This window comes from Kitasatospora sp. GAS204B (assembly GCF_029892155.1).
In the GTDB taxonomy this organism is placed as follows: Bacteria; Actinomycetota; Actinomycetes; order Streptomycetales; family Streptomycetaceae; genus Kitasatospora.
In genome coordinates this window covers 317,468-342,768 of sequence record NZ_JARZAG010000002.1, presented here as the reverse complement: position 1 = coordinate 342,768, position 25,301 = coordinate 317,468, and the positions used below count along the sequence as shown (strand labels likewise).

At 73.8% G+C, this 25,301-nt stretch carries 28 protein-coding genes; 14 read left to right on the top strand and 14 right to left on the bottom strand.

Annotation, left to right across the window (positions count from 1 at the left end; translation table 11 throughout):
* The first annotated feature begins 182 nt into the window (after nt 1–182).
* Together dapE and P3T41_RS04145 are read left to right on the top strand one after the other, a co-directional pair.
* Complete coding sequence (gene dapE / locus P3T41_RS04150) at nt 183–1,277, top strand: succinyl-diaminopimelate desuccinylase (protein ID WP_280687714.1); 1,095 nt, start codon at nt 183–185, stop codon at nt 1,275–1,277.
* Nucleotides 1,278–1,392: 115 nt separating this feature from the next.
* Nucleotides 1,393–2,232 (top strand): TIGR00730 family Rossman fold protein, encoded by an 840-nt coding sequence (locus tag P3T41_RS04145; RefSeq protein ID WP_280687712.1) that lies wholly within the window; start codon nt 1,393–1,395, stop codon nt 2,230–2,232.
* Nucleotides 2,233–2,262: 30 nt separating this feature from the next.
* Here P3T41_RS04145 and folP read toward each other — a convergent pair whose 3' ends face one another.
* Nucleotides 2,263–3,144: a dihydropteroate synthase gene (folP, locus tag P3T41_RS04140; protein WP_280687710.1), complete on the bottom strand. Its 882-nt coding sequence runs from the start codon at nt 3,142–3,144 to the stop codon at nt 2,263–2,265.
* A 129-nt stretch (nt 3,145–3,273) separates the two neighbouring features.
* Here folP and P3T41_RS04135 point away from each other — a divergent pair, with 129 nt between their 5' ends.
* The gene (locus tag P3T41_RS04135) at nt 3,274–3,672 is read left to right on the top strand and encodes a DivIVA domain-containing protein (RefSeq protein ID WP_280687709.1); all 399 of its coding nucleotides are present in this window, start codon (nt 3,274–3,276) and stop codon (nt 3,670–3,672) included.
* A complete protein-coding gene (locus tag P3T41_RS04130) occupies nt 3,669–4,235 on the top strand; it encodes a DNA-3-methyladenine glycosylase I (protein WP_280687707.1) in 567 nt (188 codons plus the stop codon). Before P3T41_RS04135 ends, P3T41_RS04130 begins: the two co-directional genes overlap by 4 nt.
* A gap of 32 nt (nt 4,236–4,267) precedes the next feature.
* On the opposite strand, the gene P3T41_RS04125 is transcribed toward P3T41_RS04130, so the two are convergent.
* On the bottom strand, nt 4,268–5,068 hold the full coding sequence (locus P3T41_RS04125) for an enoyl-CoA hydratase-related protein (protein ID WP_280687705.1): 801 nt from the start codon (nt 5,066–5,068) through the stop codon (nt 4,268–4,270).
* A 386-nt stretch (nt 5,069–5,454) separates the two neighbouring features.
* Here P3T41_RS04125 and P3T41_RS04120 point away from each other — a divergent pair, with 386 nt between their 5' ends.
* Nucleotides 5,455–5,622, top strand: a complete 168-nt coding sequence (locus P3T41_RS04120; RefSeq protein WP_145793043.1) for a DUF3117 domain-containing protein — start codon at nt 5,455–5,457, stop codon at nt 5,620–5,622.
* Between the two features lie 171 nt (nt 5,623–5,793).
* Here P3T41_RS04120 and P3T41_RS04115 read toward each other — a convergent pair whose 3' ends face one another.
* Nucleotides 5,794–6,426 carry a class I SAM-dependent methyltransferase gene (locus P3T41_RS04115; RefSeq protein WP_280688036.1) on the bottom strand — a complete coding sequence of 211 codons (633 nt, stop codon included), beginning with the start codon at nt 6,424–6,426 and terminating at the stop codon, nt 5,794–5,796.
* A 388-nt stretch (nt 6,427–6,814) separates the two neighbouring features.
* On the opposite strand from P3T41_RS04115, the gene sigE reads away from it, so the two are divergent.
* From sigE to P3T41_RS04095, 4 genes are all read left to right on the top strand, one after another.
* Entirely contained in the window at nt 6,815–7,543 is a 729-nt protein-coding gene (sigE, locus tag P3T41_RS04110) for an RNA polymerase sigma factor SigE (RefSeq protein WP_280688034.1), read from the top strand.
* Nucleotides 7,540–8,508, top strand: a complete 969-nt coding sequence (locus P3T41_RS04105; RefSeq protein ID WP_280687701.1) for an anti-sigma factor — start codon at nt 7,540–7,542, stop codon at nt 8,506–8,508. The genes sigE and P3T41_RS04105 overlap by 4 nt, the downstream gene beginning before the upstream one ends.
* 151 nt (nt 8,509–8,659) lie before the next feature.
* Nucleotides 8,660–9,097: a sec-independent translocase gene (locus P3T41_RS04100; RefSeq protein ID WP_280687699.1), complete on the top strand. Its 438-nt coding sequence runs from the start codon at nt 8,660–8,662 to the stop codon at nt 9,095–9,097.
* A gap of 291 nt (nt 9,098–9,388) precedes the next feature.
* Nucleotides 9,389–9,982: a hypothetical protein gene (locus tag P3T41_RS04095; protein WP_280688032.1), complete on the top strand. Its 594-nt coding sequence runs from the start codon at nt 9,389–9,391 to the stop codon at nt 9,980–9,982.
* 22 nt (nt 9,983–10,004) lie between these two features.
* On the opposite strand, the gene P3T41_RS04090 is transcribed toward P3T41_RS04095, so the two are convergent.
* From P3T41_RS04090 to P3T41_RS04080, 3 genes are all read right to left on the bottom strand, one after another.
* Complete coding sequence (locus tag P3T41_RS04090; protein ID WP_280687698.1) at nt 10,005–11,162, bottom strand: Mrp/NBP35 family ATP-binding protein; 1,158 nt, start codon at nt 11,160–11,162, stop codon at nt 10,005–10,007.
* A 67-nt stretch (nt 11,163–11,229) separates the two neighbouring features.
* On the bottom strand, nt 11,230–11,766 hold the full coding sequence (locus tag P3T41_RS04085) for a DUF1003 domain-containing protein (protein ID WP_280688031.1): 537 nt from the start codon (nt 11,764–11,766) through the stop codon (nt 11,230–11,232).
* A gap of 88 nt (nt 11,767–11,854) precedes the next feature.
* Nucleotides 11,855–13,156, bottom strand: coding sequence for a CBS domain-containing protein (locus P3T41_RS04080; RefSeq protein ID WP_280687696.1), 1,302 nt, complete (start codon nt 13,154–13,156; stop codon nt 11,855–11,857).
* Nucleotides 13,157–13,270: 114 nt separating this feature from the next.
* On the opposite strand from P3T41_RS04080, the gene P3T41_RS04075 reads away from it, so the two are divergent.
* Genes P3T41_RS04075 through P3T41_RS04065 form a run of 3 tightly spaced genes read left to right on the top strand, consistent with a single transcriptional unit; the run spans nt 13,271 to nt 15,435 of the window.
* Nucleotides 13,271–13,816, top strand: coding sequence for a hypothetical protein (locus P3T41_RS04075; protein WP_280687694.1), 546 nt, complete (start codon nt 13,271–13,273; stop codon nt 13,814–13,816).
* A 37-nt stretch (nt 13,817–13,853) separates the two neighbouring features.
* Entirely contained in the window at nt 13,854–14,738 is an 885-nt protein-coding gene (locus tag P3T41_RS04070) for a DMT family transporter (RefSeq protein ID WP_280688028.1), read from the top strand.
* 52 nt (nt 14,739–14,790) lie between these two features.
* Nucleotides 14,791–15,435 (top strand): suppressor of fused domain protein, encoded by a 645-nt coding sequence (locus P3T41_RS04065; protein ID WP_280687692.1) that lies wholly within the window; start codon nt 14,791–14,793, stop codon nt 15,433–15,435.
* 7 nt (nt 15,436–15,442) lie between these two features.
* Here the strand turns inward: P3T41_RS04065 and P3T41_RS04060 are convergent, their stop codons facing one another.
* The 5 genes from P3T41_RS04060 to P3T41_RS04040 all read right to left on the bottom strand — a co-directional run bounded on the left by P3T41_RS04060 (nt 15,443) and on the right by P3T41_RS04040 (nt 21,257).
* Nucleotides 15,443–16,303 carry a PHP domain-containing protein gene (locus P3T41_RS04060; protein ID WP_280687690.1) on the bottom strand — a complete coding sequence of 287 codons (861 nt, stop codon included), beginning with the start codon at nt 16,301–16,303 and terminating at the stop codon, nt 15,443–15,445.
* A gap of 124 nt (nt 16,304–16,427) precedes the next feature.
* Entirely contained in the window at nt 16,428–17,066 is a 639-nt protein-coding gene (locus P3T41_RS04055) for a DUF6758 family protein (RefSeq protein ID WP_280687689.1), read from the bottom strand.
* 268 nt (nt 17,067–17,334) lie between these two features.
* Nucleotides 17,335–17,481 carry a hypothetical protein gene (locus tag P3T41_RS04050; RefSeq protein WP_280687687.1) on the bottom strand — a complete coding sequence of 49 codons (147 nt, stop codon included), beginning with the start codon at nt 17,479–17,481 and terminating at the stop codon, nt 17,335–17,337.
* A 350-nt stretch (nt 17,482–17,831) separates the two neighbouring features.
* On the bottom strand, nt 17,832–18,713 hold the full coding sequence (locus P3T41_RS04045; RefSeq protein ID WP_280687685.1) for an alpha/beta hydrolase: 882 nt from the start codon (nt 18,711–18,713) through the stop codon (nt 17,832–17,834).
* Nucleotides 18,714–18,845: 132 nt separating this feature from the next.
* Complete coding sequence (locus P3T41_RS04040; RefSeq protein ID WP_280687683.1) at nt 18,846–21,257, bottom strand: DEAD/DEAH box helicase; 2,412 nt, start codon at nt 21,255–21,257, stop codon at nt 18,846–18,848.
* Between the two features lie 623 nt (nt 21,258–21,880).
* Here P3T41_RS04040 and P3T41_RS04035 point away from each other — a divergent pair.
* Nucleotides 21,881–22,603, top strand: a complete 723-nt coding sequence (locus tag P3T41_RS04035; RefSeq protein ID WP_280687681.1) for a ferritin-like fold-containing protein — start codon at nt 21,881–21,883, stop codon at nt 22,601–22,603.
* A gap of 33 nt (nt 22,604–22,636) precedes the next feature.
* On the opposite strand, the gene P3T41_RS04030 is transcribed toward P3T41_RS04035, so the two are convergent.
* From P3T41_RS04030 to P3T41_RS04020, 3 genes are all read right to left on the bottom strand, one after another.
* Complete coding sequence (locus tag P3T41_RS04030) at nt 22,637–22,927, bottom strand: hypothetical protein (protein ID WP_280687679.1); 291 nt, start codon at nt 22,925–22,927, stop codon at nt 22,637–22,639.
* Between the two features lie 160 nt (nt 22,928–23,087).
* The gene (locus P3T41_RS04025) at nt 23,088–23,315 is read right to left on the bottom strand and encodes a DUF3107 domain-containing protein (RefSeq protein WP_280687678.1); all 228 of its coding nucleotides are present in this window, start codon (nt 23,313–23,315) and stop codon (nt 23,088–23,090) included.
* A 133-nt stretch (nt 23,316–23,448) separates the two neighbouring features.
* Entirely contained in the window at nt 23,449–24,105 is a 657-nt protein-coding gene (locus P3T41_RS04020) for a TetR/AcrR family transcriptional regulator (RefSeq protein WP_280687677.1), read from the bottom strand.
* A 176-nt stretch (nt 24,106–24,281) separates the two neighbouring features.
* Here P3T41_RS04020 and P3T41_RS04015 point away from each other — a divergent pair, with 176 nt between their 5' ends.
* Nucleotides 24,282–25,250 carry an alpha/beta hydrolase gene (locus P3T41_RS04015; protein ID WP_280687675.1) on the top strand — a complete coding sequence of 323 codons (969 nt, stop codon included), beginning with the start codon at nt 24,282–24,284 and terminating at the stop codon, nt 25,248–25,250.
* Nucleotides 25,251–25,301 lie beyond the last annotated feature (51 nt).

Below are 25,301 nucleotides of genomic sequence, written 5' to 3'. Positions count from 1 at the left end.
AATGTGCGGTCCGCAGCGGTTGCACCGTGCCACCGTCTCGACCCGCGGCGCGTGCCGCAGCAGCCCCCGCCACGCACGCCGCGGGGTGCGTGCCGCAGCAGCCCCCGCCACGCACCCCGCGGCGTCAGCCGGTGGTGTCGCAGCCGACAGGATCGACCGGACAGGATCTAGGCTTGCCGACCATGAGCAGCCTGTCCGAAACCAGTGTCCCGACCGCCCTCGACCTGACGCTGGACGGGGGTGCGCTCACCGCCCAACTGGTCGACTTCCCCTCGGTCAGCGGTGACGAGCGGGCGCTCGCCGACGCCGTCGAGGCCGCGCTGCGCACGCTGCCGCACCTGACCGTCGACCGGTACGGCAACAACGTGGTGGCCCGCACCCGGCTGGGCCGGGCCGAGCGGGTGGTGCTGGCCGGCCACCTGGACACCGTGCCGATCGCCGACAACGTGCCCTCGCGCCTGGACGGCGACCTGCTCTGGGGCTGCGGCACCGCGGACATGAAGTCCGGGGTGGCCGTCCAGCTCCGGCTGGCCGCCACGCTGCCCGAGCCCAACCGCGACCTCACCTTCGTCTTCTACGACTGCGAGGAGGTCGACGCGGTGCGCAACGGCCTGGGCCACCTGGTGACCCGGCATCCCGACTGGCTGGCCGCCGACTTCGCGGTGCTGATGGAGCCGAGCGGCGCGATGGTCGAGGGCGGCTGCCAGGGCAGCCTGCGGGTCAAGGTCATGCTGACCGGGGTCCGGGCCCACTCGGCCCGCAGCTGGAACGGCGAGAACGCCATCCACCACGCCGCCGAGGTGCTCGGCCGGCTCGCCGCCTACCAGGCGCGCCGGGTGGAGATCGACGGCCTGGAGTACCGCGAGGGCCTCAACGCGGTCGGCATCACCGGCGGCGTGGCCGGCAACGTGATCCCCGACGAGTGCGTGGTGACCGTCAACTTCCGGTTCGCGCCGGACCGCACCGTGGCCGAGGCCGAGGCACACCTGCGCGAGGTCTTCGCGGGCTTCGCGCTGGAGGTGGTGGACATCTCGCCCGCCGCGCTGCCCGGCCTCTCCCAGCCGGCCGCCCAGGCCTTCCTGGCCGCCACCGGGGGCGAGGCCCGGGCCAAGTTCGGCTGGACCGACGTGGCGCGGTTCAGCGCGCTCGGCGTGCCCGCCGTCAACTACGGCCCCGGTGATCCGAACCTGGCGCACAAGCGGGACGAGCACGTCTCGCTGGCGGCGATCGCCGACGTCGAGCGCAAGCTGCGCGCCTGGCTCACCGGCGGCGCGTGACGCGGTGGGCGGGCGCCGAACCGAGCGGGAGGTGAACAAGGCGTCGCCGTCCCGTCAGCTGCCCGCCTGCCAAAGGTTCCCCGTCAGGAACCCGGGCCGGGCGTAGAGTTTCGTCATGACAGGGACATCAGCGCAGGACGGCGCAGACGAACGGAGCTTCGGGCACGGCCCGGAGCTGGTGGAGCCGACCCCCGCGGGGGCGCAGCCGCCGAAGAGGACCTGGCCGGAGCGGCGCAAGGGCCCGGTGCTGCTGCGCCGGGACCAGGTCGAGCCGGGCACCACCGACCAGCGCCTGCTGGACACCACCGGACCGACCGACTGGCTGCACACCGACCCCTGGCGGGTCTGGCGGATCACCTCGGAGTTCGTCGAGGGCTTCGGCGCGCTCGCCGAACTCCCGGCGGCGGTCAGTGTCTTCGGCTCGGCCCGGACGCCGGTCGACTCGGCCGAGTACGCGTCCGGGGTGGCGATCGGGCGGGCGCTGGCCGAGGCCGGCTTCGCGGTGATCACCGGCGGCGGCCCCGGCGCGATGGAGGCCGCCAACCGCGGCGCCTCGGAGGCGGGCGGTCTCAGCGTCGGTCTCGGCATCGAGCTGCCGTTCGAGCAGGGGCTCAACGAGTACGTCGACCTCGGCCTGAACTTCCGCTACTTCTTCGTCCGCAAGACGATGTTCGTGAAGTACGCGCAGGGCTTCGTGGTGCTGCCCGGGGGCCTGGGCACGCTGGACGAGCTGTTCGAGGCGCTGACCCTGGTGCAGACGAAGAAGGTCACCCGGTTCCCGGTGATCCTCTTCGGCAGCGCCTACTGGAGCGGCCTGGTCGCCTGGCTGCGGGACACCCTGGTGGCGCAGGGCAAGGCCTCGGCGGCCGACCTGGACCTGTTCCACGTCACCGACGAGATCGACGAGGTGCTGAAGATCCTCGCCGAGTCCCGCCGGCCCAACGGGGAGATCTGAGCGGGCGTCGGGCCCGGCCGGTCGGGTGCGTCACATCAGCCCCCGGCGGGCCACCGCCGGGGGACGGGTGCCCTGGATCGAGGCGACCATGTCCAGCACCTGCCGGGTCTCGGCCACCTGGTGCACCCGGTAGATCCGGGCGCCCAGCCAGGCGGAGACGGCGGTGGTGGCCAGGGTGCCGAGCAGCCGCCGGTCGACCGGCTGGTCCAGGGTCTCGCCGACGAAGTCCTTGTTGGAGAGCGAGACCAGCACCGGGAACCCGGTGGCGGTCATCTCCGGCAGCCGCCGGGTCGCCTCCAGCGAGTGCCGGGTGTTCTTGCCGAAGTCGTGCCCGGGGTCGATGATCAGCGCGTCCCGTCGCACCCCGAGCGCGGCGGCCCGCTCGGCCAGCTGGACGGTGACCCGCAGGATGTCCGCCATCACGTCCTGGTAGCCGACCCGGTGCGGCCGAGTGCGCGGCTCGGCGCCGCCGGCGTGGGTGCAGACCAGGCCCACGTCGAAGCGGGCGGCCACTGCGGCGAGCTCGGGGTCGACCCCGCCCCAGGCGTCGTTCAGCAGGTCGGCGCCGGCCTCGCAGACCGCCTCGCCCACCTCGTGCCGCCAGGTGTCCACGCTGATCACGGCCTCGGGGTGGCGCTTGCGCAGCTCGGCGACGAACGGCACGGTGCGCCGCAGCTCCTCCTCGACCGTCACCTCCTCGCCGGGCCCGGCCTTGACCCCGCCGATGTCCAGGATCGCCGCGCCCTCGGCCATCGCCCGGTCGGCGGCGGCGAAGGCGGCCTCGTCGGCGAACGTGGCGCCGCGGTCGAAGAAGGAGTCCGGGGTGCGGTTGACGATGGCCATGATGACCAGTTCCTCCGCGCCGAACTCACGCGGTCCCAGGCGCAGTGCCACCCTCGCTCCTCCAGTCATCACAGGCGGGTATCGCGGGTCTCGCCGGTATCGATCCAGGGGGACCCTGGTGCGATGATGGGGCCCCGGCCTTCCCAGGGACCATGATCCCTCACTCGGCCGCATACTCACGTGTCGGGAGGACAGCTCGTGTTCTGGGTGATCGTGGTGGCGATGGCCGTGGTGGTCGGCGGTGCCGCGCTGGTGGCGCTGGGCGGCGGCGGTGCGCTGCCGGAGGCCGTGCACGACCGGATCGCCGGCAGGCTGCCGCAGGAGCGTCCGCTGAGCCGGCAGGACGTCGACGAGATCCGGCTGCCGATGGCGGTGCGCGGCTACCGGATGGACCAGGTGGACGACGTGCTGGACCGGCTCGGCGCCGAGCTCGCGTACCGCGACTCGCGGATCGCCGAGCTGGAGGCCGCGGTGGCGGTGCGGGAGGGCGCCGAGCCCGGCGCGGCGGCCGAGGGGGCCACGGTGGTCGAGCACGGCGCCGCCCACGCGCACGGCGCCGACCGCGCGGACACGCCCGGACGCGCGGAGCAGGAGTGACGATCCTCCAGCCCGGCCCGGACGGCCTGCTGCGCTGCCCCTGGGGCGAGTCGACCGACGACTACCGGGTCTACCACGACACCGAGTGGGGCAAGCCGGTGCACGGCGACGACGCCCTGTTCGAACGGGTCTGCCTGGAGGCGTTCCAGTCGGGCCTGTCCTGGATCACCATCCTGCGCCGCCGGGAGGGCTTCCGGGCCGCCTTCGCGGGCTTCCGGATCGCCGAGGTGGCGGCCTTCACCGAGGCGGACGAGGCCAGGCTGCTGGCGGACGCCGGGATCATCCGCAATCGGCTGAAGATCGCCGCGGCCGTCGCCAACGCCCGCGCCGCCCAGGACCTGGACGGCGGCCTGGACGCGCTGATCTGGCGGTTCGCCGGTGATCCGGCCCGGCCCGCGCCGCGGACCCTGGGCGAGGTGCCGGCGATCACGCCGGAGTCCACGGCGCTGGCCAAGGAGCTCAAGCGGCACGGCTTCCGGTTCGTCGGCCCGACCACCGCCTACGCGCTGATGCAGGCCTGCGGGCTGGTCAACGACCACCTGGCCGACTGCCACGCCCGCTGACCCACCGTCAGCCGGTCGAGCTGCCGGTCGGGCTAGCGGCCGACGTACTTCGGCGTCTCCTTGGCCAGGAAGGCGGCCACCGCGATCCGGTGGTCCTCGCTGGCCCCGGCCAGGGTCTGCAACTCGTCCTCCTTGTCCAGCGTCTCGCTCAGCGAGTGCGCGGCGCCGAAGTCCAGCGCGGCCTTGATCGCGCCGTACGCCACGGTCGGCCCGTTCGCCAGTCGCAGGGCGAACTCGCGCGCGGTGGCGGCGAGTTCGGCGGACGGGACGACCCGGGTGGCAAGGCCCAGGGTGAGCGCCTCGGCGGCCTTGACGGTGCGCGGGAACATCAGCAGCTCGGTGGCCCTGGCGTGGCCGACCAGCCGGGGCAGCGTCCACGACGCGCCCGAGTCGGTGGTCAGTGCCACGCCCGCGAAGGAGGTGTTGAACCCGGCCGTCTCGGCGACGATCCGGAAGTCGCAGGCGAAGGCGAGCGAGGCCCCGGCGCCGGCCGCCACCCCGCCGACCGCGGCCACCGTCGGCTTGCGCATCCCGGCCAGCGCCCGCACCAGCGGGTTGTAGTGCTCGGCGACCGTCTTCAGCGGCGGCTCGCCCGTCTCGTCGGCCCGCTTGAGCAGCCCGAGGTGCTCCTTGAGGTCCTGGCCGACGCAGAACGCCTTGTCGCCCGCGCCGGTCAGCAGCACCGCGCGCACCGCCGGGTCCGCCGCCGCCTCGGTCACGGTGTCGCGCAGCGCCACCTTGGTCGGGACGTCCAGCGCGTTCATCGCCTCCGGACGGTTGATGGTGATGACGGCCAGCGGGCCGTCGAGCTCGTACAGGACGGAGTCGGACATGTGTGGGGCTCCCAACCGATCGGTAACACCGCGGACCTGAGTCAGCATGCCGGAGCCCGCCGGTCGGCGGGAGTGTGAGGTAGCGCACCTTTACGGCCCCTTGCGTGCGTCCGGTCGCTCGACCGCCCGCAGGGCCCCGGTCGCCCGGATGGTAGCGGGCTCGGGCAGGCCTGGCCCGGCAACTGATGAGTCTTCGCCCGGTCGGGCGAGGGGGGATCTGAGGCGGAATCAGCCCCTCTGTGATGGTGTGCTCCCTGGTGCGTAAAGAGTGATGTTGGTCATCGGGGCGCCGAATGCGGGATAATGGCTTCCGATCAATGCGTTCGATACCGGCGGTGGACGGACTGCTGGTACGTAGCTGAGCGGTTGCAGGAAGGGGAACGAGCATGGCGGCCATGAAGCCGCGGACGGGTGACGGCCCGCTCGAGGTCACCAAAGAGGGGCGGGGCATCATCATGCGAGTTCCGCTCGAAGGCGGCGGTCGCCTGGTGGTGGAGCTCACTCCGGACGAGGCGAACGCCCTGGGTGAGGCCCTGAAGCAGGCCTGCGGCTGACTCTCGCGCTTTGCGCGCGCAGCGCGCCCCACGGGGCCCGGAGCCACTGGTGCGAACCAGCGGAACCGGGCCCCGCCGACGTGCCCGTGCGGACCGGCGGCCGGGCCTGCCGGCTGCCGAGCGGTCGCTTGCAGGACGGTCGGGTGCCGGGACGCCCAGCTGCCGGGACGCTCAGCGCTTGACCGCGCAGAGCAGCCCGTCGCTGACCGGCAGCAGCGCGGGCAGGAGCTGCTTGCTCTCCCGCACCGCCTGCACCAGTTCGCGCATCGCGCCGGTGGCCGGGTCGTCCAGCGCGGGATCGGTCAGCCGGCCCTGCTGGAACACCCCTTCGAAGCAGACCACCCCGCCGGGTCTCAGCAGGCGCAACGATTCTGCGAGATAGGCCCGCGACTCGGCCGGATCGCCGTCGCAGAACACCAGGTCGTACTGGCCGTCGGCGAGCCGCGGCAGCACCTCCAGTGCGCGGCCGGGTATGAACCGGGTCCGGCCGGCCGCGAAGCCCGCCGCCAGGTAGGCCTCGCGGGCGAACTCCTGGCGGATCGGCTCCGGGTCGACGGTGGTCAGGATGCCGTCCGGGCGCATCCCGCGCAGCAGGTAGACGCCGGACACCCCGGTGCCGGTGCCGATCTCGGCCACCGCCTTGGCGCCCAGCGCGGCCGCCAGCAGCCGTAGGCAGGCCCCGCCGCTCGGGCCGATCGCCCGGACCCCGGTGCGGGCCGCCTGGGCCCTGGCGTAGGTCAGCACGGCGTCCTCGCCGACGTACGTGTCGGCGAGGGTCGCAGCCGCGGGCCCGAAGTCGATGATCTGGTCCTGGGGAGTAGGGGCGCTGCAGGATGTCGATATTTCCTGCGACAGATTACTGGCCGGGTGGGAACCGCGTCCGGCGGCGGGCCGTTGGACCGGGCAGAGAGCGTCTCGGCCGCGTCGATGGGACTGCCTCGACGGGACTGCCCGCGGACCCGGTGTGGGTCCAGTGTGGGCCCAGCACGGCGCCGGTGACGAGGGGCGCGGCGGGCCGCACGCCATGCGGTCGGATGGATGAGCACACTTTTATCCAGAACTGACGGGTGAGGTGGATATGGTGGTGGCCCTGCTGGGCAGAAGAGCCAACCGAGGAGGTGTGGCCGAGGGCGACGTCCCTGTGCGGCGGCATCTCCGCGGCACCTCGTCGGCCCGTACGCCGAAGCCCGTGATGAACCAGTCTGCGCACACCCCCCTGGACCAGTCGTTCGACGGCACCACCGCCGAGTCCTCGGCCCCCGCCGCGCTCGCGACCTTCACCGACGGGGCCGACGCGCAGGGTTGGACCCCGCCCAGCTGGGAGGAGATCGTCGAGGCGCACAGCGCCCGGGTCTACCGGCTGGCCTACCGCCTGACGGGCAATCAGCACGACGCCGAGGACCTCACCCAGGAGGTCTTCGTCCGGGTCTTCCGCTCGCTCTCCACCTACACCCCCGGCACCTTCGAGGGCTGGCTGCACCGGATCACCACCAACCTGTTCCTGGACATGGTCCGCCGTCGGCAGCGGATCCGCTTCGACGCACTGGCCGAGGACGCCGCCGAGCGGCTGCCCAGCCGCGAGCCCAGCCCGGCCCAGGCCTTCAGCGACACCCACTTCGACGCCGACGTGCAGCAGGCGCTGGACACCCTGGCCCCGGAGTTCCGGGCCGCCGTGGTGCTCTGCGACATCGAGGGCCTCTCCTACGAGGAGATCGCCGCCACCCTGGGCGTCAAGCTCGGCACCGTGCGCAGCCGGATCCACCGCGGCCGCTCGCACCTGCGCGCCGCGCTCAAGCACCGGGCACCGGGCGCCGCGCCCGGTCGCGTCCGGCGCGGCGGCTCGGAGCAGCCGGAGCCGGCGATCGCCGTCGCGAGCGCCGCCGAGGCCGGTGCGGGCGGGAGCGGGCGGAGGCGATCGTGAGCGGCGCAGGCCGGTCCGGCGCCCGGCGCCCGGCGCCCGCCCGGCAGGATCAGATGCGGCAGGAGAGCACCCGTCAGGAGGTCCCCGTGCTGCGGCCGATCGCCGTGCGCCAGAGCGAGCCGTCCGCGGTGGAGGAGCACCACCTCGGCGAGCGGTTGACCGCCTACCTGGACGGCGAGCTCGGCCATGACGACCGCGAGCGGGTCCAGGCGCACCTGGCCACCTGCCCGCAGTGCCTGAGCGAGGCCGAGGAGGCCCGCTCGGTCAAGCACCGGCTCACCACCACCGAGCCGCCCGGGCCGTCGGGGCTGCTGATGGCCCGGCTGCTGGCGGTCGCGGCGCAGCCCGACGACCTCGACGGCGGGCCGGGCCGTCCCGGTGGCGGCGCGGGCCTGACCGGCCTGCCGGGCCTGCCGGGTTTGCCCACCCTGGGCGGCAGCCGGCTGACCGGTGGCACCTTCGGGCGCGGCGCGGGTGCCTCGTTCGGCGGCGGCGCGCTGGGCGCCGACACTCCGCTGCCGGGCCTCGACCCGCGGTCCGGCCACGGATCCGAGCCGCGGCCGTGGACCGGTCGACGCGGCTCGGCCCGGTCGGACGGCACCGCCGAGCGCCAGCGACCCGCGGTGTCGCTGCCCCGCTCGGGCCCCGGCGGCCAGCCGCGCGGTCGACGGCTGGTGGTCGCGGCGGCCGGCGCGTTCTCGGTGGCGGCGGTGGCGCTCGGCGGCTTCGGCAGCCTGGGCCTGGCCGCCGTCGCGGGCGACAGTCCGAACCCGGCCGACGACCAGCACGGCACGGCGGTCACCCCGCAGGTGCCCGGCGGGGTGCCGGCGGCTCCGCTGAGCGGTCCGCTGACGGTGGACCTGCCGCTCGGCGCGCCCGGCGGCCACTCCTTCGACCTGTTGACGCCCGGGCCGACGGCGCGGGCCGTCAACCCGGTGATCCACGGGCACGTCATGCTGCCGTGAACCAGGGCGGGCCTGCATGACAGGGCCACCAGCGGGTCTTTACCACGGATTCTTCGGTCCGTGGGCCGAGGACCCGCTGGTGGCCATTACGCTGTAGTGAGCCGGTGTCGCGGGCCGAACCGGGATCGTCCGCCAGCAGCTGGGAGTTCACGTGTTCTTCGACATAGGCCCACTCGAGCTGATCACCCTGGTCATCATGGCCATCGTGATCTTCGGGCCGGACAAGTTGCCGAAGCTCATCCAGGACGCGACCGGTTTCATCCGCAAGGTTCGGGCCTTCGCCGACAGCGCCAAGGCGGACATCCGCAGCGAACTGGGCCCGGAGTTCAAGGACTTCGAGTTCGAGGACCTCAACCCGAAGACCTTCGTGCGCAAGAACCTGATGGGTGGCGAGGACGACCCGCTGGGTCTGAAGGACCTGCGCGAGGGCCTGGACCTCAAGTCGGTGCTCGACGACAAGCCGGCCAGCACGGTCGCCACCAGCAAGACCGCCGCGGCCGCGGGCGGGATCAACATGCTGAAGACCGCCGACGCCGGTCCGCCGCTGGGCGCCGGCGAGCGCCCGCCGTACGACCTGGACGCCACCTGAGGCTCCGCCGACATGCCGGTACCGACCCCGCCGCCAGGGTCTGTCTGACAATTCCCGTCGGGCGCGCGACGCGAATTGTCAGACAGACCCTAGTCCGCCACGATGACGACACCCCGCCCCGCTCCTCGCCGGACGGGGTGTCGCCGTTCGGCGCCGCTATTGTGCTGAGTGCCCGACAGGTTGCCAAGGAGGCCCGGATTGGACGCTACGAGCAGTCGCGCGGTGGGAACGGCCACCGCCAAGGCGGCGGCGGAGGTACCGGGTCGGCGGACCGCCGAGCCCACCGACCCGCTGGCGCCGTACCAGGCCGCCGACTTCCCCTGGTACGGCCTGGACGAGGGCTGGACCGGGCGGCGCTGGCTGCTCCAGGCCGGTGCGGGCGGTCACCGCGCCGGCGTGCCGCGCAGCATCGACTACGGCTCGCTGGGCCACGGCGAGCAGCCGCCCAAGCAGCCCGAGGCCCCCGGCCCGCGCCGGTTCGCCGTGGTGGTCACGGTGGCCCGCCGCCCCGGCCGGCGCAGCGCGGACGGCACCGGCGTGCTGGAGGCCACCTCGGCCTCCTCGGCCGCCTGGCTGGCCGGCTCCGGCCTGCTCACCGTCACCTGGCCGGGCCAGCTGGCCCGCGGCCGCCGCCAGGAGTGGCTCGACCAGCAGACCGCGCTCGCCTGGGACCTGGCCGACGACCTCGGCGGCGCCGGCTGGTCCCCGCTCACGCTGCCCGTCAACGGCCTGCCGCAGCCCTTCCGCTACCGCGAGTCCGAGTACGGCTGGGTGCTGGCCGGCGAGGCACCGGGCGTGCTGCTGGGCGCCTACGGACGCGGGGTCAGCGCGTACGGGGTGGGGTTCAGCGCCGTTCAGGACCTGGCGTCCTACACCAGGCCCTGAACGAGCGGTTGCTGAGACCGGGTCAGAACTTGTTCTTCGGGGTCAGCCCGAGCGAGAGGCCCGACAGGCCGCGCTGGCGGCCGCCGAGCTTGTCGGCCACCGCGCGCAGCGCGGCGCCGGCGGGGGAGTCGGGGGCGGCCAGGACGACCGGGTTGCCGTCGTCGCCGCCCTCGCGCAGGCGGACGTCGATCGGGATGCTGCCGAGCACCGGGACGGTGGCGCCGGTGGCCCGGGTGAGCGCCTCGGCGACGATCTGGCCGCCGCCGGTGCCGAACACGTCGACGATCTCGTCGCAGTGCGGGCAGGGCATGCCGGACATGTTCTCGATCACGCCGACGATCTTCTGGTGGGTCTGCAGCGCGATCGTGCCGGCCCGCTCGGCCACCTCGGCGGCGGCCATCTGCGGGGTGGTGACGATCAGGATCTCGGCGTTCGGCACCAGCTGGGCCACCGAGATCGCGATGTCGCCGGTGCCCGGCGGCAGGTCGAGCAGCAGCACGTCCAGGTCGCCCCAGTAGACGTCGGCCAGGAACTGCTGCAGCGCGCGGTGCAGCATCGGGCCGCGCCAGACCACGGGGGCGTTGCCCGGGGTGAACATGCCGATCGAGATGACCTTCACGCCGTGCGCCGACGGCGGCATGATCATGTCCTGGACCTGGGTCGGGCGCCCCTCGACGCCCAGCATCCGCGGCACGCTGTGGCCGTAGATGTCGGCGTCCACCACGGCGACCTTCTGGCCCTGGGCGGCCAGCGCGGCGGCCAGGTTGACGGTGACCGAGGACTTGCCGACCCCGCCCTTGCCGGAGGCCACCGCGTAGACCCGGGTCAGCGTGCCGGGCTTGGCGAACGGGATCTCGCGCTCGGGGGCGCCGCCGCGCAGCAGCTGGGAGAGCTCCTTGCGCTGCTCCTCGCTCATCACGTCGAGCTCGACCTCGACCGTGTCGACCCCGGGGACCCGGCCGACCGCGGTCTTCACCCGGTCGGTGATCGTCTCGCGCATCGGGCAGCCGGAGACGGTCAGGTAGACCGCGACCCGCACCGTGCCGCCCGCGAGCTGCACCGATTTCACCATGCCGAGGTCGGTGATCGGGCGGTTGATCTCCGGGTCCTGCACGGTCGACAGCGCCTCGCGGACGGACTCCTCCGTCACGCCGGTCGCCACCTCTGTCTCATTGGCCATGCCTTGATGGTACGGCTCGGCCGCGGGCCCACTGACTGACCGGTAGCGTGCTGGTGATCACAGCCGGTCAGGCCACCTCGGAACCGCCCTGCCGCTCCTCCAGCTCCTTGAGCAGGCTCTGCAGTTCGGAGCGGATGAAGTCCCGGGTGGCCACCTCGCCCAGGCCCTGGCGCAGCGCGGCGACCTCGCGGGCCAGGTACTCGGTGTCGGCGATGTTGCGGTCGCTGCGGGCCCGGTCCTGTTCCATGTTGACCCGGTCCCGGTCGTCCTGGCGGTTCTGCGCGAGCAGGATCAGCGGCGCGGCGTAGGAGGCCTGCAGCGACAGCACCAGGGTCAGGAAGATGAACGGGTAGCTGTCGAACCGGGCCGACCCCGGCAGCAGCGTGTTCCAGAGCACCCAGATGATGATCACCACCGTCATCCAGACGATGAACCGCCCGGTGCCCAGGAAGCGCGCGATCCGTTCGGAGAGCTTGCCGAAGGCCTCCGGGTCGTAGGCGGGCAGGCTGAAGAAGCCCGGTCGTGCGGTGCGCGGCTGGTCGAGCCGGGAGCGCACCGAGGTGCCGTGCACGGTCTGGGTCCGGCTGCCCTCGCGGGCCCGCAGCTCGCGCAGCTGCCGCAGGTCGCGCAACTCGCCCTGGAGGCGCTGCTGTCGGGCGGGCTCGTCGCGAGCGCCCGAGCGCTGCTTGCGGTCACTGTCCACCGGGCGCCTCTCTTCCGTCCTCGTTGTCGTGGTGCTCCCCGCCGCCGTGCAGCGCGGCCTCGCGCCAGTCCTCGGGCAGCAGGTGGTCCAGGACGTCGTCGACCGTGACGGCGCCCAGCAGGTGGTCCGCCTCGTCCACCACCGGGGCCGCCACCAGGTTGTAGGCGGCCAGGAAGCTGGTGACCAGTGGCAGCGGGGTGTCCGGCGGCAGCGGGTCCAGGTCGCCGTCCACGATCGAGCCGACCAGCGTGTAGGGCGGCTCGCGCAGCAGGCGCTGGAAGTGCACCGTGCCCAGGTACTTGCCGGTCGGGGTCTCGTTCGGCGGCCGGCAGACGTAGACCTGGGCGGCCAGGGCCGGCTTGTGGTCCGAGATCCGCACCCGGGCCAGCGCCTCGGCCACCGTGGCGTCCGGCTCCAGGATGATCGGCTCGGTGGTCATCAGACCGCCGGCCGTGTCCTCCTGGTAGGTGAGCAGCCGGCGCAACGGGGCGGCCTCCTCCGGTTCCATCAGCTGGAGCAGCCGCTCGGCCTCGTCGCCGGGCAGCTCGGAGAGCAGGTCGGCGGCGTCGTCCGGATCCATCGCCTCCAGCACGTCGGCGGCCCGCTCGGCCTGGAGCTTGCCGAGGATCTCCACCTGGTCGTCCTCGGGCAGTTCCTCCAGCACGTCCGCGAGCCGCTCGTCGTCCAGCGCGGCGGCCACCTCGGCGCGGCGCTTGGCCGAGAGGTGGTGCAGCACGCCGGCCAGGTCGGCCGGGCGCAGCTGCTCGAAGGTGGCCAGCAGGTTGGCCGCGCCCTGGCCCTCCTCGGCCAGGGTGAAACCGGTGACGGCGGCCCAGTCCAGGGTCAGCGCCTCGCCGCGGTTCTTGCGCAGCCGGCTGCTGCGGCCGCGCTGCACGAAGACCTTGCTGATCTCCCACTCGCGCAGCCGGGTCTGCACCATCGCCACGTCCAGCACGGTCGCCTCGGCGCCGGAGGCGGTCTCGGTGACCCGGCGGTCGAGCAACTCGGCCAGCACCAGGGTCTCGGTCGGGCGCTGCTCGAACCGGCGCATGTTGATCACACCGGTGGTCAGCACCTGGCCCGACTCCAGGCTGGTCACGCGGGTCATCGGCAGGAAGATCCGCCGCCGCCCGACCACCTCGACCACCAGGCCCAGCACTCGCGGTGGGCGCCCGCCGATCCGCAGTGCGACGACCACGTCCCGGATCCGGCCGACCTGGTCGCCGTTCGGGTCGAACACCGCGACCCCGGCGAGGTGGGAGATGAAGACCCGGCTGCTCTGCCCTGCCATCGAGGTCCTCTCGCTCGTCTTTGGACGTCAGGGTATCCAAACGCCTTCTTAACCCGTCCAGCGCGTCCAGCACCGCTGACCACGGCGTGCGGCGCGCCCCGTACCCTGTGCGGCATGGACGGAACGACTGCGACCGCTGACGACTTCCTGGACCGTGCACTGCTGGAGGAGGCCGTGAAGAAGTCCGGCCTGCTCTGGGTGCGGGCCGAGGGTTCGGCCGAGCGTCGCCCGGTCTGGCACGCCTGGCACGACGGGGCCGTCGTCCTGGTCGGCGACGGGGGCGAGCAGCCGCTGCACGGCCTGACCGCCGGAGCCGGCGCCGAGGTGACCGTCCGCAGCAAGGACAAGGGGGGCCGACTGGTCTCCTTCGCGGTCCGGGTGGTCGTCACCGAGCCGCGCGGCCAGGCCTGGCAGGGTGCGGTCGACGAGCTCAAGGGCAAGCGGCTGAACGCGCCCGACACCGACACCATCGGCGAGCGCTGGGCCCGCGAATGCCGGGTGCTGCGGCTGGAGCCGAGCGGCCCGCTGACCGAGCGTCCCGGCGCCATGCCGCAGGACTCGCACGCCGCCGCCCCGCTGCCCAGCACGGTCACCACCCGGCAGCCGATCCCGGCCGGGCTGCCGAAGCTGGTGTTCGGGCGGCGCAAGCGCCGTGGCTGACCGACTGCTCGACCGGACCGCCTCCGCGCCGACGTCGGTGTCGTCCACCGCCGCGCCCCGGCTGCCGAGGGCGGACCTGCTGCTGCTCGCGGTCTCGATCGCGGGCATCTCGCTCTCCGCGCCGCTGATCAGCGCCACCGCCGCGCCGGCGCTCGCCATCGCCTGCTGGCGCAACCTCATGTCGGTGGGCGTGCTCGGCCCGTACGCCCTGCTGCGCCACCGCGCGGAGCTGCGCGCGATCGGCCGCCGCGCGCTGCTGCTGGCGATGGCCGCCGGGGTGCTGCTCGCGGCGCACTTCGCGCTCTGGATGCCCAGCCTGCGGATGACCTCGGTGGCCTCCTCCACGGCGCTGGTCACCACCACCCCGCTGTGGACCATCCTGCTGCTGCGGATCACCGGGATCCGGCCGCCCCGGCTGGTCTGGCTGGGCATGAGCGTGGCCTTCGGCGGCGTCCTGGTGCTCACCGGGGTCGACCTGTCGCTCTCCTCACGGGCGCTGCTGGGCGACGCGCTGGCGCTCGGCGCCGGGCTGGCGGCGGCGGGCTACCTGCTGCTGGGCGCCGAGGTCCGACGGACCGTCAGCACCACCGCCTACACCCTGGTCTGCTACACGACCACGGCCCTGGTGCTGCTGGTGGTCTGCCTGGTCGGCGGCGTCCGCCTGGGCGGTTGGCCGGCCGGCGCCTGGGGCCAGATCGCGCTGCTGATGGTCGCCGCCCAGCTGCTCGGCCACTCGCTCAGCAACCGGGTGGTGCGCACCCTGGGGCCCTCGGTCACCTCCACCGCGATCCTGCTGGAGACCCCGGGCGCGGCACTGATCGCCGCCGTCTGGCTCGGCCAGCGGCCGGCGGCGGCCGCCTACCCGGCGGTCCTGCTGATCCTGCTGGGGCTGGCCCTGGTGGTGCGCGGCGGGCGTCGCTGAGAGCGCGGCCACCGAGGCCGAGCCGACGCTACCGAGCGGTACGCTCGCGGGTATGGCCCATGACTTCCCGCTCTTCGGCGACCCGAGCCAGCCGCACGGCCCTGCGGGGCCGACCCGCGAGGAGGTGCTGGCCGCCGTCGAGGCACGACTGCTCACCACCTTCGGCGAGCCGAGCGGCCGGGCCGCGATCACCTTCCTGGGCGCCGAGCGGATCGAGCTGCTGCGGTTCGGCCCGGACGCCGAGGGACTGGTGCGTTACGCCACGCTCGGCATGGCGGCGGCGCCGATGGCCGACCCCACCGCGACGCTGACCGACCCGGTCCGCGGTCCCCGCGCCGAGCTGCTGCTGACCCTGCGCGGTCCGCGCGACGACGTGCTCCGCGCGCTCGCCACCTTCGCCGCGACGCCGCAGGTGGAGGGCCTGGTGGTGGCGCCAGGCAGCTCGCTCGACCTCGGCGAGCCGCTCTGGGAGGGCGCGCCGTTCACCTCGGTGCTGGCGGCCGAGAGCGGCGGCCTCGTCGCGGACCTCGAGCTGGACGAGCCGGCCGACCCGGTGCGCTTCCTGCCGCTGCTGCCGATGACGCCCAACGAGGCGGCCCACAAGCGGGTGCACGGCGCCACCGCGCTGCAGGAGCGCTGGCTGGAGCGCGGTACCGACCTGCGGGACCCGCTGCGGCGTGCGGTGGCGCTGGACTGACCGGCCGTCAGCCGACGATCGGCCGGGCGCCGGTGGCCTGGTCGAGCAGCGCCTGGTAGTCCTGCGGCGCGGTGGTGAACTCGCCGAGCCGCACCGTCTTGCGCGAGCCGTGGTAGTCGCTGGATCCGGTGGTGAACAGGCCGAGCTCGGCGGCCAGCGCGCGCAGCCGGGCCCGGGTCGGCTCGTCGTGGTCGATGTGGTCCACCTCCAGGCCGCCGAGCCCGGCTGCCGCGAGCTCGCCGATCACCTGGTCGGAGACGGTGCGGCCGCGCTTGACGGCGCCGGGGTGGGCGAAGACCGGCACCCCGCCGGCCGCCCGGACCAGCTTGACCGCCTCGAACGGGTCGGTCTCGTGCTTCGGCACGTCGGCCCGGCCGCGGTCGGCCAGCCAGTCGGAGCTGAAGGCGTCCGAGACGGTGGCCACCACGCCGGCCTCGACCAGCGCGCTGGCGATGTGCGGCCGGCCCACCGAGCCTGCCTGGGCGATCCGCTCGACCTGCTCCCAGGTGATCGGTGCGCCCAGCTCCTGGCAGCGCTCGACCACCAGCCGGGCGCGCCGGAACCGGTCGGTGCGGGTCAGCTCGCGCTCCTGGGCGAAGGCGGGCTCCTCGGGGTCGAACAGGTAGGCCAGCAGGTGCATGCTGATCCCGTCGACCCGGCAGGAGAGTTCGGCGCCCGGCACCAGGGTCAGCCGCCGGCCGGCGGGCAGCGCCTGGACGGCCGCGATCGCCGCCGGGTAGCCGGAGATGGTGTCGTGGTCGGTCAGCGCGACCACGTCGAGTCCGGCCGCGACGGCCGCGGCCACCAGCTCGGCCGGGGTGTCGGTCCCGTCGGAGGCGTTGCTGTGGGCGTGCAGGTCGATGCGCACGGGCGGACTCCAAGGTGCCGACGGACTGGAGCAGCCCAGAATAGCCAGCGTGACCGGTCGACCGGAACGGCTGATCGGACGGGCCGACCGGAGGGCCGGCCGCAGTGGCTGGGCGAGCCGCGGCTCAGCCCAGCAGCCTCGGCGAGAGGGCTCCGCAGGGCAGCAGGTCCAGCTCGGCGCCGGCGTCCCGCAGATCGGTGATGACCAGCTCGTCGTACATCAGCAGCGCGGACTGCTCGGGCCAGGCGATCGCCCAGAGCCAGAGGCCCAGCGCCTCGCCGACGTAGACCGCGCGGTTGTCGGGGACACCCTGGACGTGCCACATCGGGGTGGGGCGCCCGGCCGCCATCAGCTTGGTGTCGGCGGGTTTGTGCAGCGAGATGGCGTCGCCCGGATCGGGGCCGGGCAGCCCGGCATAGCGCGCGCCGAGGCCGACGCCCAGCTCCTCGGCCACCAGGACCAGCTCGCCGAAGCCGCCGAGCGGCGCGGGCCCCGAGCAGGCGACGGCGGTGGCGCGGGCGCCCGACACGTCGTCTCCGGCATGACCGATGCCGGTGTACAGCCAGTTGACCGGTAGCGGCCAGGGCAGCCAGACCGGCACCTGGGAGCGGGCCACCGCGACGCCCAGCGCCTCCACGCTCGGCGGCAGCACCGGTTGCATCGGATGGACTGCTCCGTGCGTGTCGCACTGCCAGGTGTCGGAGAAGAGCCCGGGGGCACGCACCCGACCGCCGCACCTCGGGCAACTCGGCTCGCCCCTCATGACAGCCAACGCTCCTCCCTCCGGTCCGCCGCGTCAAGGACGATCACCCGTACGGAGGGCGTCGGCTTGCACATCCGGGTGTCCTGGACGGGCGAGCCGGGGCGGCGGCCCCCGCTAGCGGATGTCCCGCGCCGCTCGACGGCAAACGTCGACCGGGGCGCGCCAGGGTGCGGCGAGCGCCGGGCAAGAGCGCCGACGCCCCGTCATCGAACGATCGATGACGGGGCGTCAGGAATCCGAACGGCCGGGGCGGGCGGCCGGTGCGGGGTCAGGTGCTCTGGCACGGGCGGATGTAGAGGCGCTCGCCGGTGCGGGCGGCGTCCTCCACCAGGCGGCGGACGGTCTCCGCGTCGGCGATCAGCCGATCGGTGGTGGAGCTCTGCGGGTCGTCCAGTCGGAGGATCTCGAAGCGCATGGGCGTCTCCTTTCCTGGCCTCGACGGCTGCCGAGACGGTGGTGGGGTGGTGCTCATCGGTCGCGGTACGGCGGTCGGTGTCATCGGGTCCCCCTCGCTGCCGGTCTCCCTGCCGGGTCGGCGGACGGGCGGTGAGCCCTGTCCGCCAGCGTGATGCCGGGTGTTTGCCCCGGGGTTGCCCGCTGATGAAGTCGTTGTTTCGCCTGGCATCCGTCGTGGATCAACCGCGCGGGCGGGGGCATTCATTCCCGGTCTGAATCAAATATTACCGTAACTAAGGATTTTTGACCCATGACTTCCGCTCGAGCGCCGTGGCGCCCGGGTCCGGGTGGTGTCCGGCGGGGGTGGGCTCAGCCGGTGGTGACGGAGGACCAGAAGGCGAGCAGCTCGGCTGCGGTGCGGTCCGGCTGCTCGGCGTTCGGGGAGTGCCCGGCGCCGGGCACCACGACGTGCCGGCTGCCCAGCCGCTCGGCGGTGCGCGCCTGCTCCTCGACGGGCCAGGCGTAGTCGGCCTCGCCGGAGACGTAGAGCTTGGGCAGCGGGACCGCGGCCAGCTCGTCGGTGCGGTCGGCCTGGCCGACCAGCCGCTCGCCCATGGCCAGCAGCGCCTGCGGGACGTTGGCCAGCCAGCGCCGGTGCAGGAACTCGGAGAGTTCGGGCGCCAGTTCCTCGGTGGAGTCGTCCTCGCCGGCCGCCATCTGCTGCTTGACCTGCCAGATGGTCTCCAGGTCCCACACGGGCAGGGCGTCCATCAGCATCCTGGTCCGGTCCGCCTCCGGCGGATCGAGCGGACCGGGCCCGGTGGAGAGCAGCACCAGCGAGGCCCACGGCAGCGGGGCCGGCGCGGCCAGCACGGCCTCGCGCGCCACCATGCCGCCGAAGGAGTGCCCGAGCAGGTGCGGCAGGCCGGCGCCCTCGGCGGTCAGCGACTCGGTGACCGCCAGCAGGTCGAGGGCCAGCTCGGGCAGCGCGTAGGCGTCCTGGTCGGCCGGCCCGCCGGTCTCGTACTGGCCGCGCTGGTCGTAGCCGACGGCTCGGAAGCCCGCGTCGGAGAAGGGTTCGAGCAGCCCGATGAAGTCCTCCTTGCTGCCGGTGAACCCGGGCACCAGCAGCACCGTGCCGCGCACCGGCCCGGCCGGCTCGGCCCGCAACACGGCGAACTCCCCACGCGTGGTGGCCAACCGCACGGCGGCGGCGCAGGCGGGCAGGTCGAGGAAGGGCGGCGTGCTCATCGCGAGGTCCTCCTGGGTCGGCCGGGCGGCGGAGCCGTCCCGAGCATAGGGCGTCGCCCGTCGGCCGGAAACGCGCGGGGCGGGCGGGCCAGCCGGCCCGCCCGCCCCGACACCGCGTCAGGTGGTGCCGCGTCAGTCGGTCGCCGGAGCGGCGGCCTTCCGGGTGCGACGGCGCGGGGCGGGGACCGCCTCGGCGGATTCCGCGACCTCCGCGACCTCGGCGGCCGGGGCCTTGGCGACGGCCTTCTTGGCCGCCGTCTTCCGGGTGGTCGCCTTCTTCACCGCGGCGGGGGCGTCCTCGGTGGGCGCGACCTCGGTGGCGACCGCTTCGGCGGTGGCCTTCTTGGTGGTGCGCTTGCGGGGCTTGGTCTCCTCGGCGGCCGGGGCCTCCTCGGTGGTGACCTTCTTGGTGGCGCGCTTGCGCGGCTTGGTCTCCTCGGCGGCCGGGGCCTCCTCGGTGGTGACCTTTTTGGTGGTGCGCTTGCGCGGCTTGGCGGCCGGGGCGTCCTCGGTGGGCGCGACCTCGGGGGCGACCGCTTCGGCGGTGGCCTTCTTGGTGGCGCGCTTGCGGGGCTTGACCTCCTCGGCGGCCGGGGCCTCCTCGGCGGGCGCGACCTCGGCGGCGACCGGCTCGGCCACGGTCTTCTTGGCCGCCGTCTTCCGGGTGGCCGTCTTCTTCGCGGCCGCCTTCTTGACCGGCTGCTCGACCTCGACCGAGACCGCGACCTCGACCGGGGCCGCAGCCGCGACCTCGGCCGCAGCCTCGGCGGCGACCGGCTCGGCGACGGCCTTCTTGGCCGCCGTCTTGCGGGTCCGGGTGGCCTTCTTCGCCACCGGAGCGGTGCTCTCCGCAGCCGGCGCGGCCGGCTGGCTCGGCAGCACCGCAGCGGCCACCGGCGCCTCGACGACCGCGGCCGGCGCCTCGGCAACCGGTGCCGCGGTCTCGACCGGAGCCTCGACCGCGGCCCGCACCGGTGCGGCCTCGCCCGAAGCGTTGCCGCGCGAGCGACGTCGACGACGCCGTGGCGCCGTGCTGTCGCCGTCCGCCGCGGGACCCGCGGGCGACGCCGGCCCCTGCGCCACGGCAGTGGTCTCGGCGGCTGACGTCAGCGGCGTGGCCGCCCCCTCGGCCGCACCGTTCAGCGTGGAACCGCCGCGGGTGCGCCGCCGGTTGCGCGGTGCGCGGGCCGGCCGCTCCTCGCTCGCCTGCTGCTGCTGCTCGCCCGCTCCGCCGCGCCGCCCGCCGGAGCGGTCCGTGCGGTCGTTGCGCTCGGTCCGCTCGGGGCGGTCCGAGCCGCCGCGCCCGCCGCGCGGGCGCTCGCCCCGGCCGCCGGTGCGCGAGCCGCGGCCGCCGGTCTCGCCGAGGTCCTCGACCTCCTCGGCGGCCAGTCCGGCCCGGGTCCGTTCGGCCCGCGGCAGCACGCCCTTGGTGCCCGGCGCGATGTTCAGCAGCTCGTACAGGTGCGGAGACGTCGAGTAGGTCTCCTCCGGCTCGCCGAAGCCCAGCTCCAGCGCCTTGTTGATGAGCTGCCAGCGCGGGATGTCGTCCCAGTCCACCAGCGTGACCGCGGTGCCCGAGGCACCGGCCCGGCCGGTGCGGCCGATCCGGTGCAGGTAGGTCTTCTCGTCTTCGGGGCACTGGTAGTTGACGACGTGCGTGACACCCTCGACGTCGATGCCGCGGGCCGCGACGTCGGTGCAGACGAGCACGTCGACCTTGCCGCTGCGGAACGCCCGCAGGGCCTGCTCGCGCGCGCCCTGGCCGAGGTCGCCGTGCACGGCGCCGGCCGCGAAGCCGCGCTGCGTCAGCTGGTCGGAGACGTCCGCCGCGGTCCGCTTGGTGCGGCAGAAGATCATCGCCAGGCCGCGGCCGTCGGCCTGCAGGATGCGCGAGACCAGCTCGACCTTGTCGAGCGAGTGCGCCCGGAAGATGTGCTGGGTGGTGTTGGCCACGGTGTGGCCGCTGTCGTCCGGCGCGGCGGCGCGGATGTGGGTCGGCTGGCTCATGTAGCGGCGGGCCAGGCTGATCACCTGTCCCGGCATGGTGGCCGAGAAGAGCAGGGTCTGCCGCTTGGCGGGCAGCATGGTGATGATCTTCTCGACGTCGGGCAGGAAGCCCAGGTCGAGCATCTCGTCGGCCTCGTCCAGCACCAGCGCGCGGACCTTGGAGAGGTCGAGCTTCTTCTGCCCGGCCAGGTCGAGCAGGCGGCCCGGGGTGCCGACCACGATGTCGACGCCCTTCTTCAGCGCCTCCACCTGCGGCTCGTAGGCCCGGCCACCGTAGATGGCCAGCACGCGGACGTTGCGGACCTTGCCGGCCGTCTGCAGGTCGTTGGTGACCTGGGTGCACAGCTCGCGGGTGGGGACCACGATCAGCGCCTGCGGGCTGTCGCAGAGCTGCGCCTCGGTGGCGCGGCCGGCGTCGACGTCGGCGCGCACGATGGCGCGCTCGATCAGCGGCAGGCCGAAGCCCAGGGTCTTCCCGGTGCCGGTCTTGGCCTGGCCGATGACGTCGTGCCCGGTCAGCGCGACCGGGAGGGTCATCTCCTGGATCGGGAACGGGTGGACGATGCCGACCGCTTCGAGCGCCTCGGCGGTCTCCGGGAGGATGCCGAGTTCGCGGAACGTGGTCTTCGTGGGTTCGGTCGTGGTGGACAGGGTGCTGCCTCTTCCGTGTGGCGGGCCGAGGGCGAGAGGACGGCGGGCAGCCGCGCGGCCGCGTCCCGGCCCGGTGGGCCTGGTCGCGAGCTCGCGAGGTCGTGCACGACCGCGCCGGTCCCTGCGGCGTCCGGGAGGCCGGCCCTGGCTGGGCCGCGGCGTCCCGTGGCGCGGGGAAAGGTCCCGTGAGGGGTCCGGCGCGGGACCAGCGCCCTGCGGCGCGGTCCGCGGCGGCCCTCGCTCGGCCACTGATGCGGTGCCTGGCTTGGGGTCCAAGCCAAGGTCGGAGCCGATCGGGTCTCCGACCGGGCATCCGCGTACGTGAGTCCCCGGGCGCCGCGTGCCGGAATCCTCCGGACGAGGCGAACCCGCGCGGCTTGCGCACCGTGCGGGTATACGGGTCTCTGCACCACTGTACCGTCAGCCGCCGACTCGAACACGTGACGCGTCTGACATGGCCGCTGACCAGCGCTCGGTGCGCCCCGCGCGGCGGTCTAGAGTTTGGGTCTATGGAGACTCAAGGCGAGGCCGGCCAGGTCGGCTCGATCGGTGACTGGACGACCTGCTCGGCGGACCCCGACTACCGCGCCGCGGTGCTCGACCTGCTGGGCGCACTGGCCTACGGCGAGCTGAGCGCGTTCGAGCGGCTCGCCGACGACGCCAAGCTCGCCCCCGGACTGGCCGACAAGGCCGCGCTGGCCCGGATGGCCTCGGCCGAGTTCGCGCACTACCAGCTGCTGCACGACCGGCTGGCCGAGATCGGCGCCGACCCGACCGAGTCGATGACCCCGTTCGTCGAGCCGCTGGAGAACTTCCACCGGGTCACCGCGCCCTCGGACTGGCTGGAAGGCCTGGTCAAGGCGTACGTCGGCGACTCGATCGCGACCGACTTCTACCGCGAGGTGGCGGTCCGGCTGGACGACGACACCCGGGACCTGGTGCTGGGGGTGATGAGCGACACGGGGCACGCGCAGTTCGCGGTGGACAAGGTGCGGCAGGCGATCGAGGAGAACCCGCGGGTCGGCGGCCGGCTCGCGCTCTGGGGCCGGCGGCTGATGGGCGAGGCGCTCAGCCAGGCGCAGCGGGTGGTGGCCGAGCGCGACGCACTCTCGAACCTGCTGGTCGGCGGCGCCGAGGTGCGCGGGTTCGACCTGGTCGAGGTCGGCAAGATGTTCAACCGGATCACCGAGGCGCACACCAAGCGGATGAGCGCGCTCGGGCTGGCCTCCTAGGGCCGCTCCGCAGGCCCTGGCCGCTCTCCGGAGCTACGCGGCGTGCCGCCGGCGCCGGTGGCTGCCGCGCCGGGCGGCCAGGTCGGGGCGGGCCAGCACCGAGGTGAGCAGCGCGGTGCAGATCACCGTCGCCGCCAGTGTCTCCGCCAGGTCCCCGGCCAGGGTGAAGCGCGAGACCAGACCGCTGAGGAGGGCGGAGACCAGTGCGGTGCCGATGGTCAGGCCGCGCGCCATCGGGAAGTACTCCGGGACCGCGAAGAGGGCCACAGCCCCGGCCAGCAGGCCGATCAGCGCGAAGACGACGGCTTCGACGGGCAGCGGCACGGCGGCCTCCGGGGGAAGGACTTGGGGCGGATCGCGGTGGGGGGACCGCAGTGGCCCACCCATACCCCCGGCTGCGCTGATCCAATCACACTGCCCGCCACTCCCCAAGGGAGTGGCGGGCAGTGTGGTGAAGCCCTCAGCTGTCCGCTGTGCCGGTCGCTCAGATGGTGCCGAAGCCGACCTTGCGCGCGGCCTGCTCGCCGATCTCGACGTACGCCAACCGCTCGGCCGGGACGATGATGCGGCGGCCGTGCTCGTCGGTCAGCGAGAAGAGCTTCGAAGTGCCGTCCAGCGCCTTGGCGACCGCGTTCTCCACCTCATCAGCGGTCTGCGGGCTCTCGATGACGATCTCTCGCGGCGCATTCTGCACGCCGATCTTGACCTCCACGGCTTCCGTCCCTCCGGGGTTCATGCCAGCCACGCACGATCGCCGGGTCGTCCGAACCGGAGTCCTCGGCTGCCGTGCCGTACGGCTTCACCTTAGAGCAACGGCACGGCTGCCAGGTGGATCAGTTGGCCGATCAGCCCGCGACCGGCGGCTGGCCGCCTTCGCCCGGGTGCATCGGGAACCCCTTGAGGCCGCGCCAGGCCAGGCTGGCGACCAGCCGCACGGCCTCCTCGCGCGGGATCTCGCGACCCTGCGAGAGCCAGTAGCGGGCGGTGATCTGGGCCAGTCCGCAGACGCCGGCGGCCAGCAGCTTGGCCTCCGCCTCGGGCAGGTCGGTGTCCTCCGCGATCACCTTGCTGACCAGGGTGGCGCTCACGTCGGCGGCCCGGTCGACCCGCTCGCGCACGGCCGGCTCGTTGGTCAGGTCGGACTCGAAGACCAGCCGGAACGAGCCGGACTCGCTGGCCACGTAGTCGAAGTAGGCCTGCATGGTGGCCGCGACCCGCTGCTTGTTGTCGGTGGTGGCGTCCAGCGCGTTGCGGGTGGACTCGACCAGCGCGTCGCAGTGCTTGTCGAGCAGCGCGAGGTAGAGCTCCAGCTTGCCGGGGAAGTGCTGGTAGAGCACCGGCTTGCTGACCCCGGCGCGCTCGGCGATGTCGTCCATCGCGGCGGCGTGGTAGCCCTGTGCGACGAACACCTCCTGCGCGGCTCCGAGCAACTGCTCGCGGCGGGCGCTACGCGGCAGCCGGGCGCCGCGTGGGCGGTCCTGGGCCTCCTGGATGGCCGTCACGGCGCTCCTCACTTCTGGCTGGCGGTGGTGCTCGGGCAATGGGGAGTGATTCTACTTTCGGGTAACCCGGTGCGCGCCTGCCTGTGCAGGGAAAACTGCTGCTCTCGGGTTGTCGAGAGCCCACAATACGGCGCGCGGCCCCGGTGGGCGCCAGAGTCTCACTACCATCTTCTCCCATGAGCACTGAGCAGCGGGAACGGGCCGGGGCACAGCGGTGGTCGGGCGGCGACGGCGGCGCGGATCCGCGGCCGGCCGACCGCTGGGCGACTCGGACCGTCGAGGTGCCGGGCGCGCTGCTCTCGGTGACCGGGCCGACCGCGGACGCCTCGGCCGGCCTGCCCGAGGCCCTCTTCGTGCACGGGCTCGGCGGCTCCTCGGACAACTGGACCGAGCTGATGGACGAGCTGGTCGGGGTGGTCCGTGGTGAGGCGCTGGACCTGCCGGGCTTCGGCTGGTCGCCGCCGCCGGTGGACGGCAACCTCTCGGTCTCCGGGCACATGCGGGCGGTGATCGGCTACCTGGAGGCGAGCAGGCGCGGCCCCGTGCACCTGTTCGGCAACTCGCTCGGCGGCGCGGTGGCGGTGCGGCTGGCCGCGCTCCGTCCCGACCTGGTGCTCAGCCTGACCCTGATCTCGCCCGCGCTGCCCGAACTGCCACCGCAGCACACCGCGCTGCCCACCGCCGCGCTGGCGGTGCCCGGCGTGCCCAGGCTGCTGCGGCGGATCCCGGCGGACGGGCGCAGCGTGGAGCAGGCCACCGACGGGCTGCTCGACCTGGTCTACGGCAACGCGCGGGAGATCCCGGTCGAGCGCCGCGAGTCGGCGGTGGCCGAGTACCGGCGGCGGCTGGGGCTGCCGTACGCGATGCAGGTGCTGGTCGGCTCGGCGCGCGGGATCGTCTCGGCCTACACCGAGCGCGGCGACCAGGCGCTGTGGCGGCAGGCCCGGCGGGTCGAGGCGCCGGTGCTGCTGGTGTACGGGCTGCGCGACAAGCTCGTCTCGTACCGCTCGGCGGCCCGGGCCTGCGCCGCCTTCCAGGACGCCCGGCTGCTGGTGCTGCCGGAGTCCGGGCACGTGGCGATGATGGAGCACCCGGCGCAGGTGGGGCGGGCGGTAAGGGAGTTGCTGCGTGAGGTGACGGGCTGACCGAACGTCAGGGGCCGAATGAGGTTACGGACGTTCACTCGTTCAGGTGGC

Bases quoted from the DNA above. Each gene is read 5' to 3' on its own strand.
- dapE (WP_280687714.1), top strand. From the start codon at position 183: ATGAGCAGCCTGTCCGAAACCAGTGTCCCGACCGCCCTCGACCTGACG.
- P3T41_RS04145 (WP_280687712.1), top strand. From the start codon at position 1,393: ATGACAGGGACATCAGCGCAGGACGGCGCAGACGAACGGAGCTTCGGG.
- folP (WP_280687710.1), bottom strand. From the start codon at position 3,144: ATGACTGGAGGAGCGAGGGTGGCACTGCGCCTGGGACCGCGTGAGTTC.
- P3T41_RS04125 (WP_280687705.1), bottom strand. From the start codon at position 5,068: ATGTCCGACTCCGTCCTGTACGAGCTCGACGGCCCGCTGGCCGTCATC.
- P3T41_RS04120 (WP_145793043.1), top strand. From the start codon at position 5,455: ATGGCGGCCATGAAGCCGCGGACGGGTGACGGCCCGCTCGAGGTCACC.
- sigE (WP_280688034.1), top strand. From the start codon at position 6,815: ATGAACCAGTCTGCGCACACCCCCCTGGACCAGTCGTTCGACGGCACC.
- P3T41_RS04090 (WP_280687698.1), bottom strand. From the start codon at position 11,162: ATGGCCAATGAGACAGAGGTGGCGACCGGCGTGACGGAGGAGTCCGTC.
- P3T41_RS04080 (WP_280687696.1), bottom strand. From the start codon at position 13,156: ATGGCAGGGCAGAGCAGCCGGGTCTTCATCTCCCACCTCGCCGGGGTC.
- P3T41_RS04075 (WP_280687694.1), top strand. From the start codon at position 13,271: ATGGACGGAACGACTGCGACCGCTGACGACTTCCTGGACCGTGCACTG.
- P3T41_RS04065 (WP_280687692.1), top strand. From the start codon at position 14,791: ATGGCCCATGACTTCCCGCTCTTCGGCGACCCGAGCCAGCCGCACGGC.
- P3T41_RS04055 (WP_280687689.1), bottom strand. From the start codon at position 17,066: ATGAGGGGCGAGCCGAGTTGCCCGAGGTGCGGCGGTCGGGTGCGTGCC.
- P3T41_RS04050 (WP_280687687.1), bottom strand. From the start codon at position 17,481: ATGCGCTTCGAGATCCTCCGACTGGACGACCCGCAGAGCTCCACCACC.
- P3T41_RS04045 (WP_280687685.1), bottom strand. From the start codon at position 18,713: ATGAGCACGCCGCCCTTCCTCGACCTGCCCGCCTGCGCCGCCGCCGTG.
- P3T41_RS04040 (WP_280687683.1), bottom strand. From the start codon at position 21,257: ATGACCCTCCCGGTCGCGCTGACCGGGCACGACGTCATCGGCCAGGCC.
- P3T41_RS04035 (WP_280687681.1), top strand. From the start codon at position 21,881: ATGGAGACTCAAGGCGAGGCCGGCCAGGTCGGCTCGATCGGTGACTGG.
- P3T41_RS04015 (WP_280687675.1), top strand. From the start codon at position 24,282: ATGAGCACTGAGCAGCGGGAACGGGCCGGGGCACAGCGGTGGTCGGGC.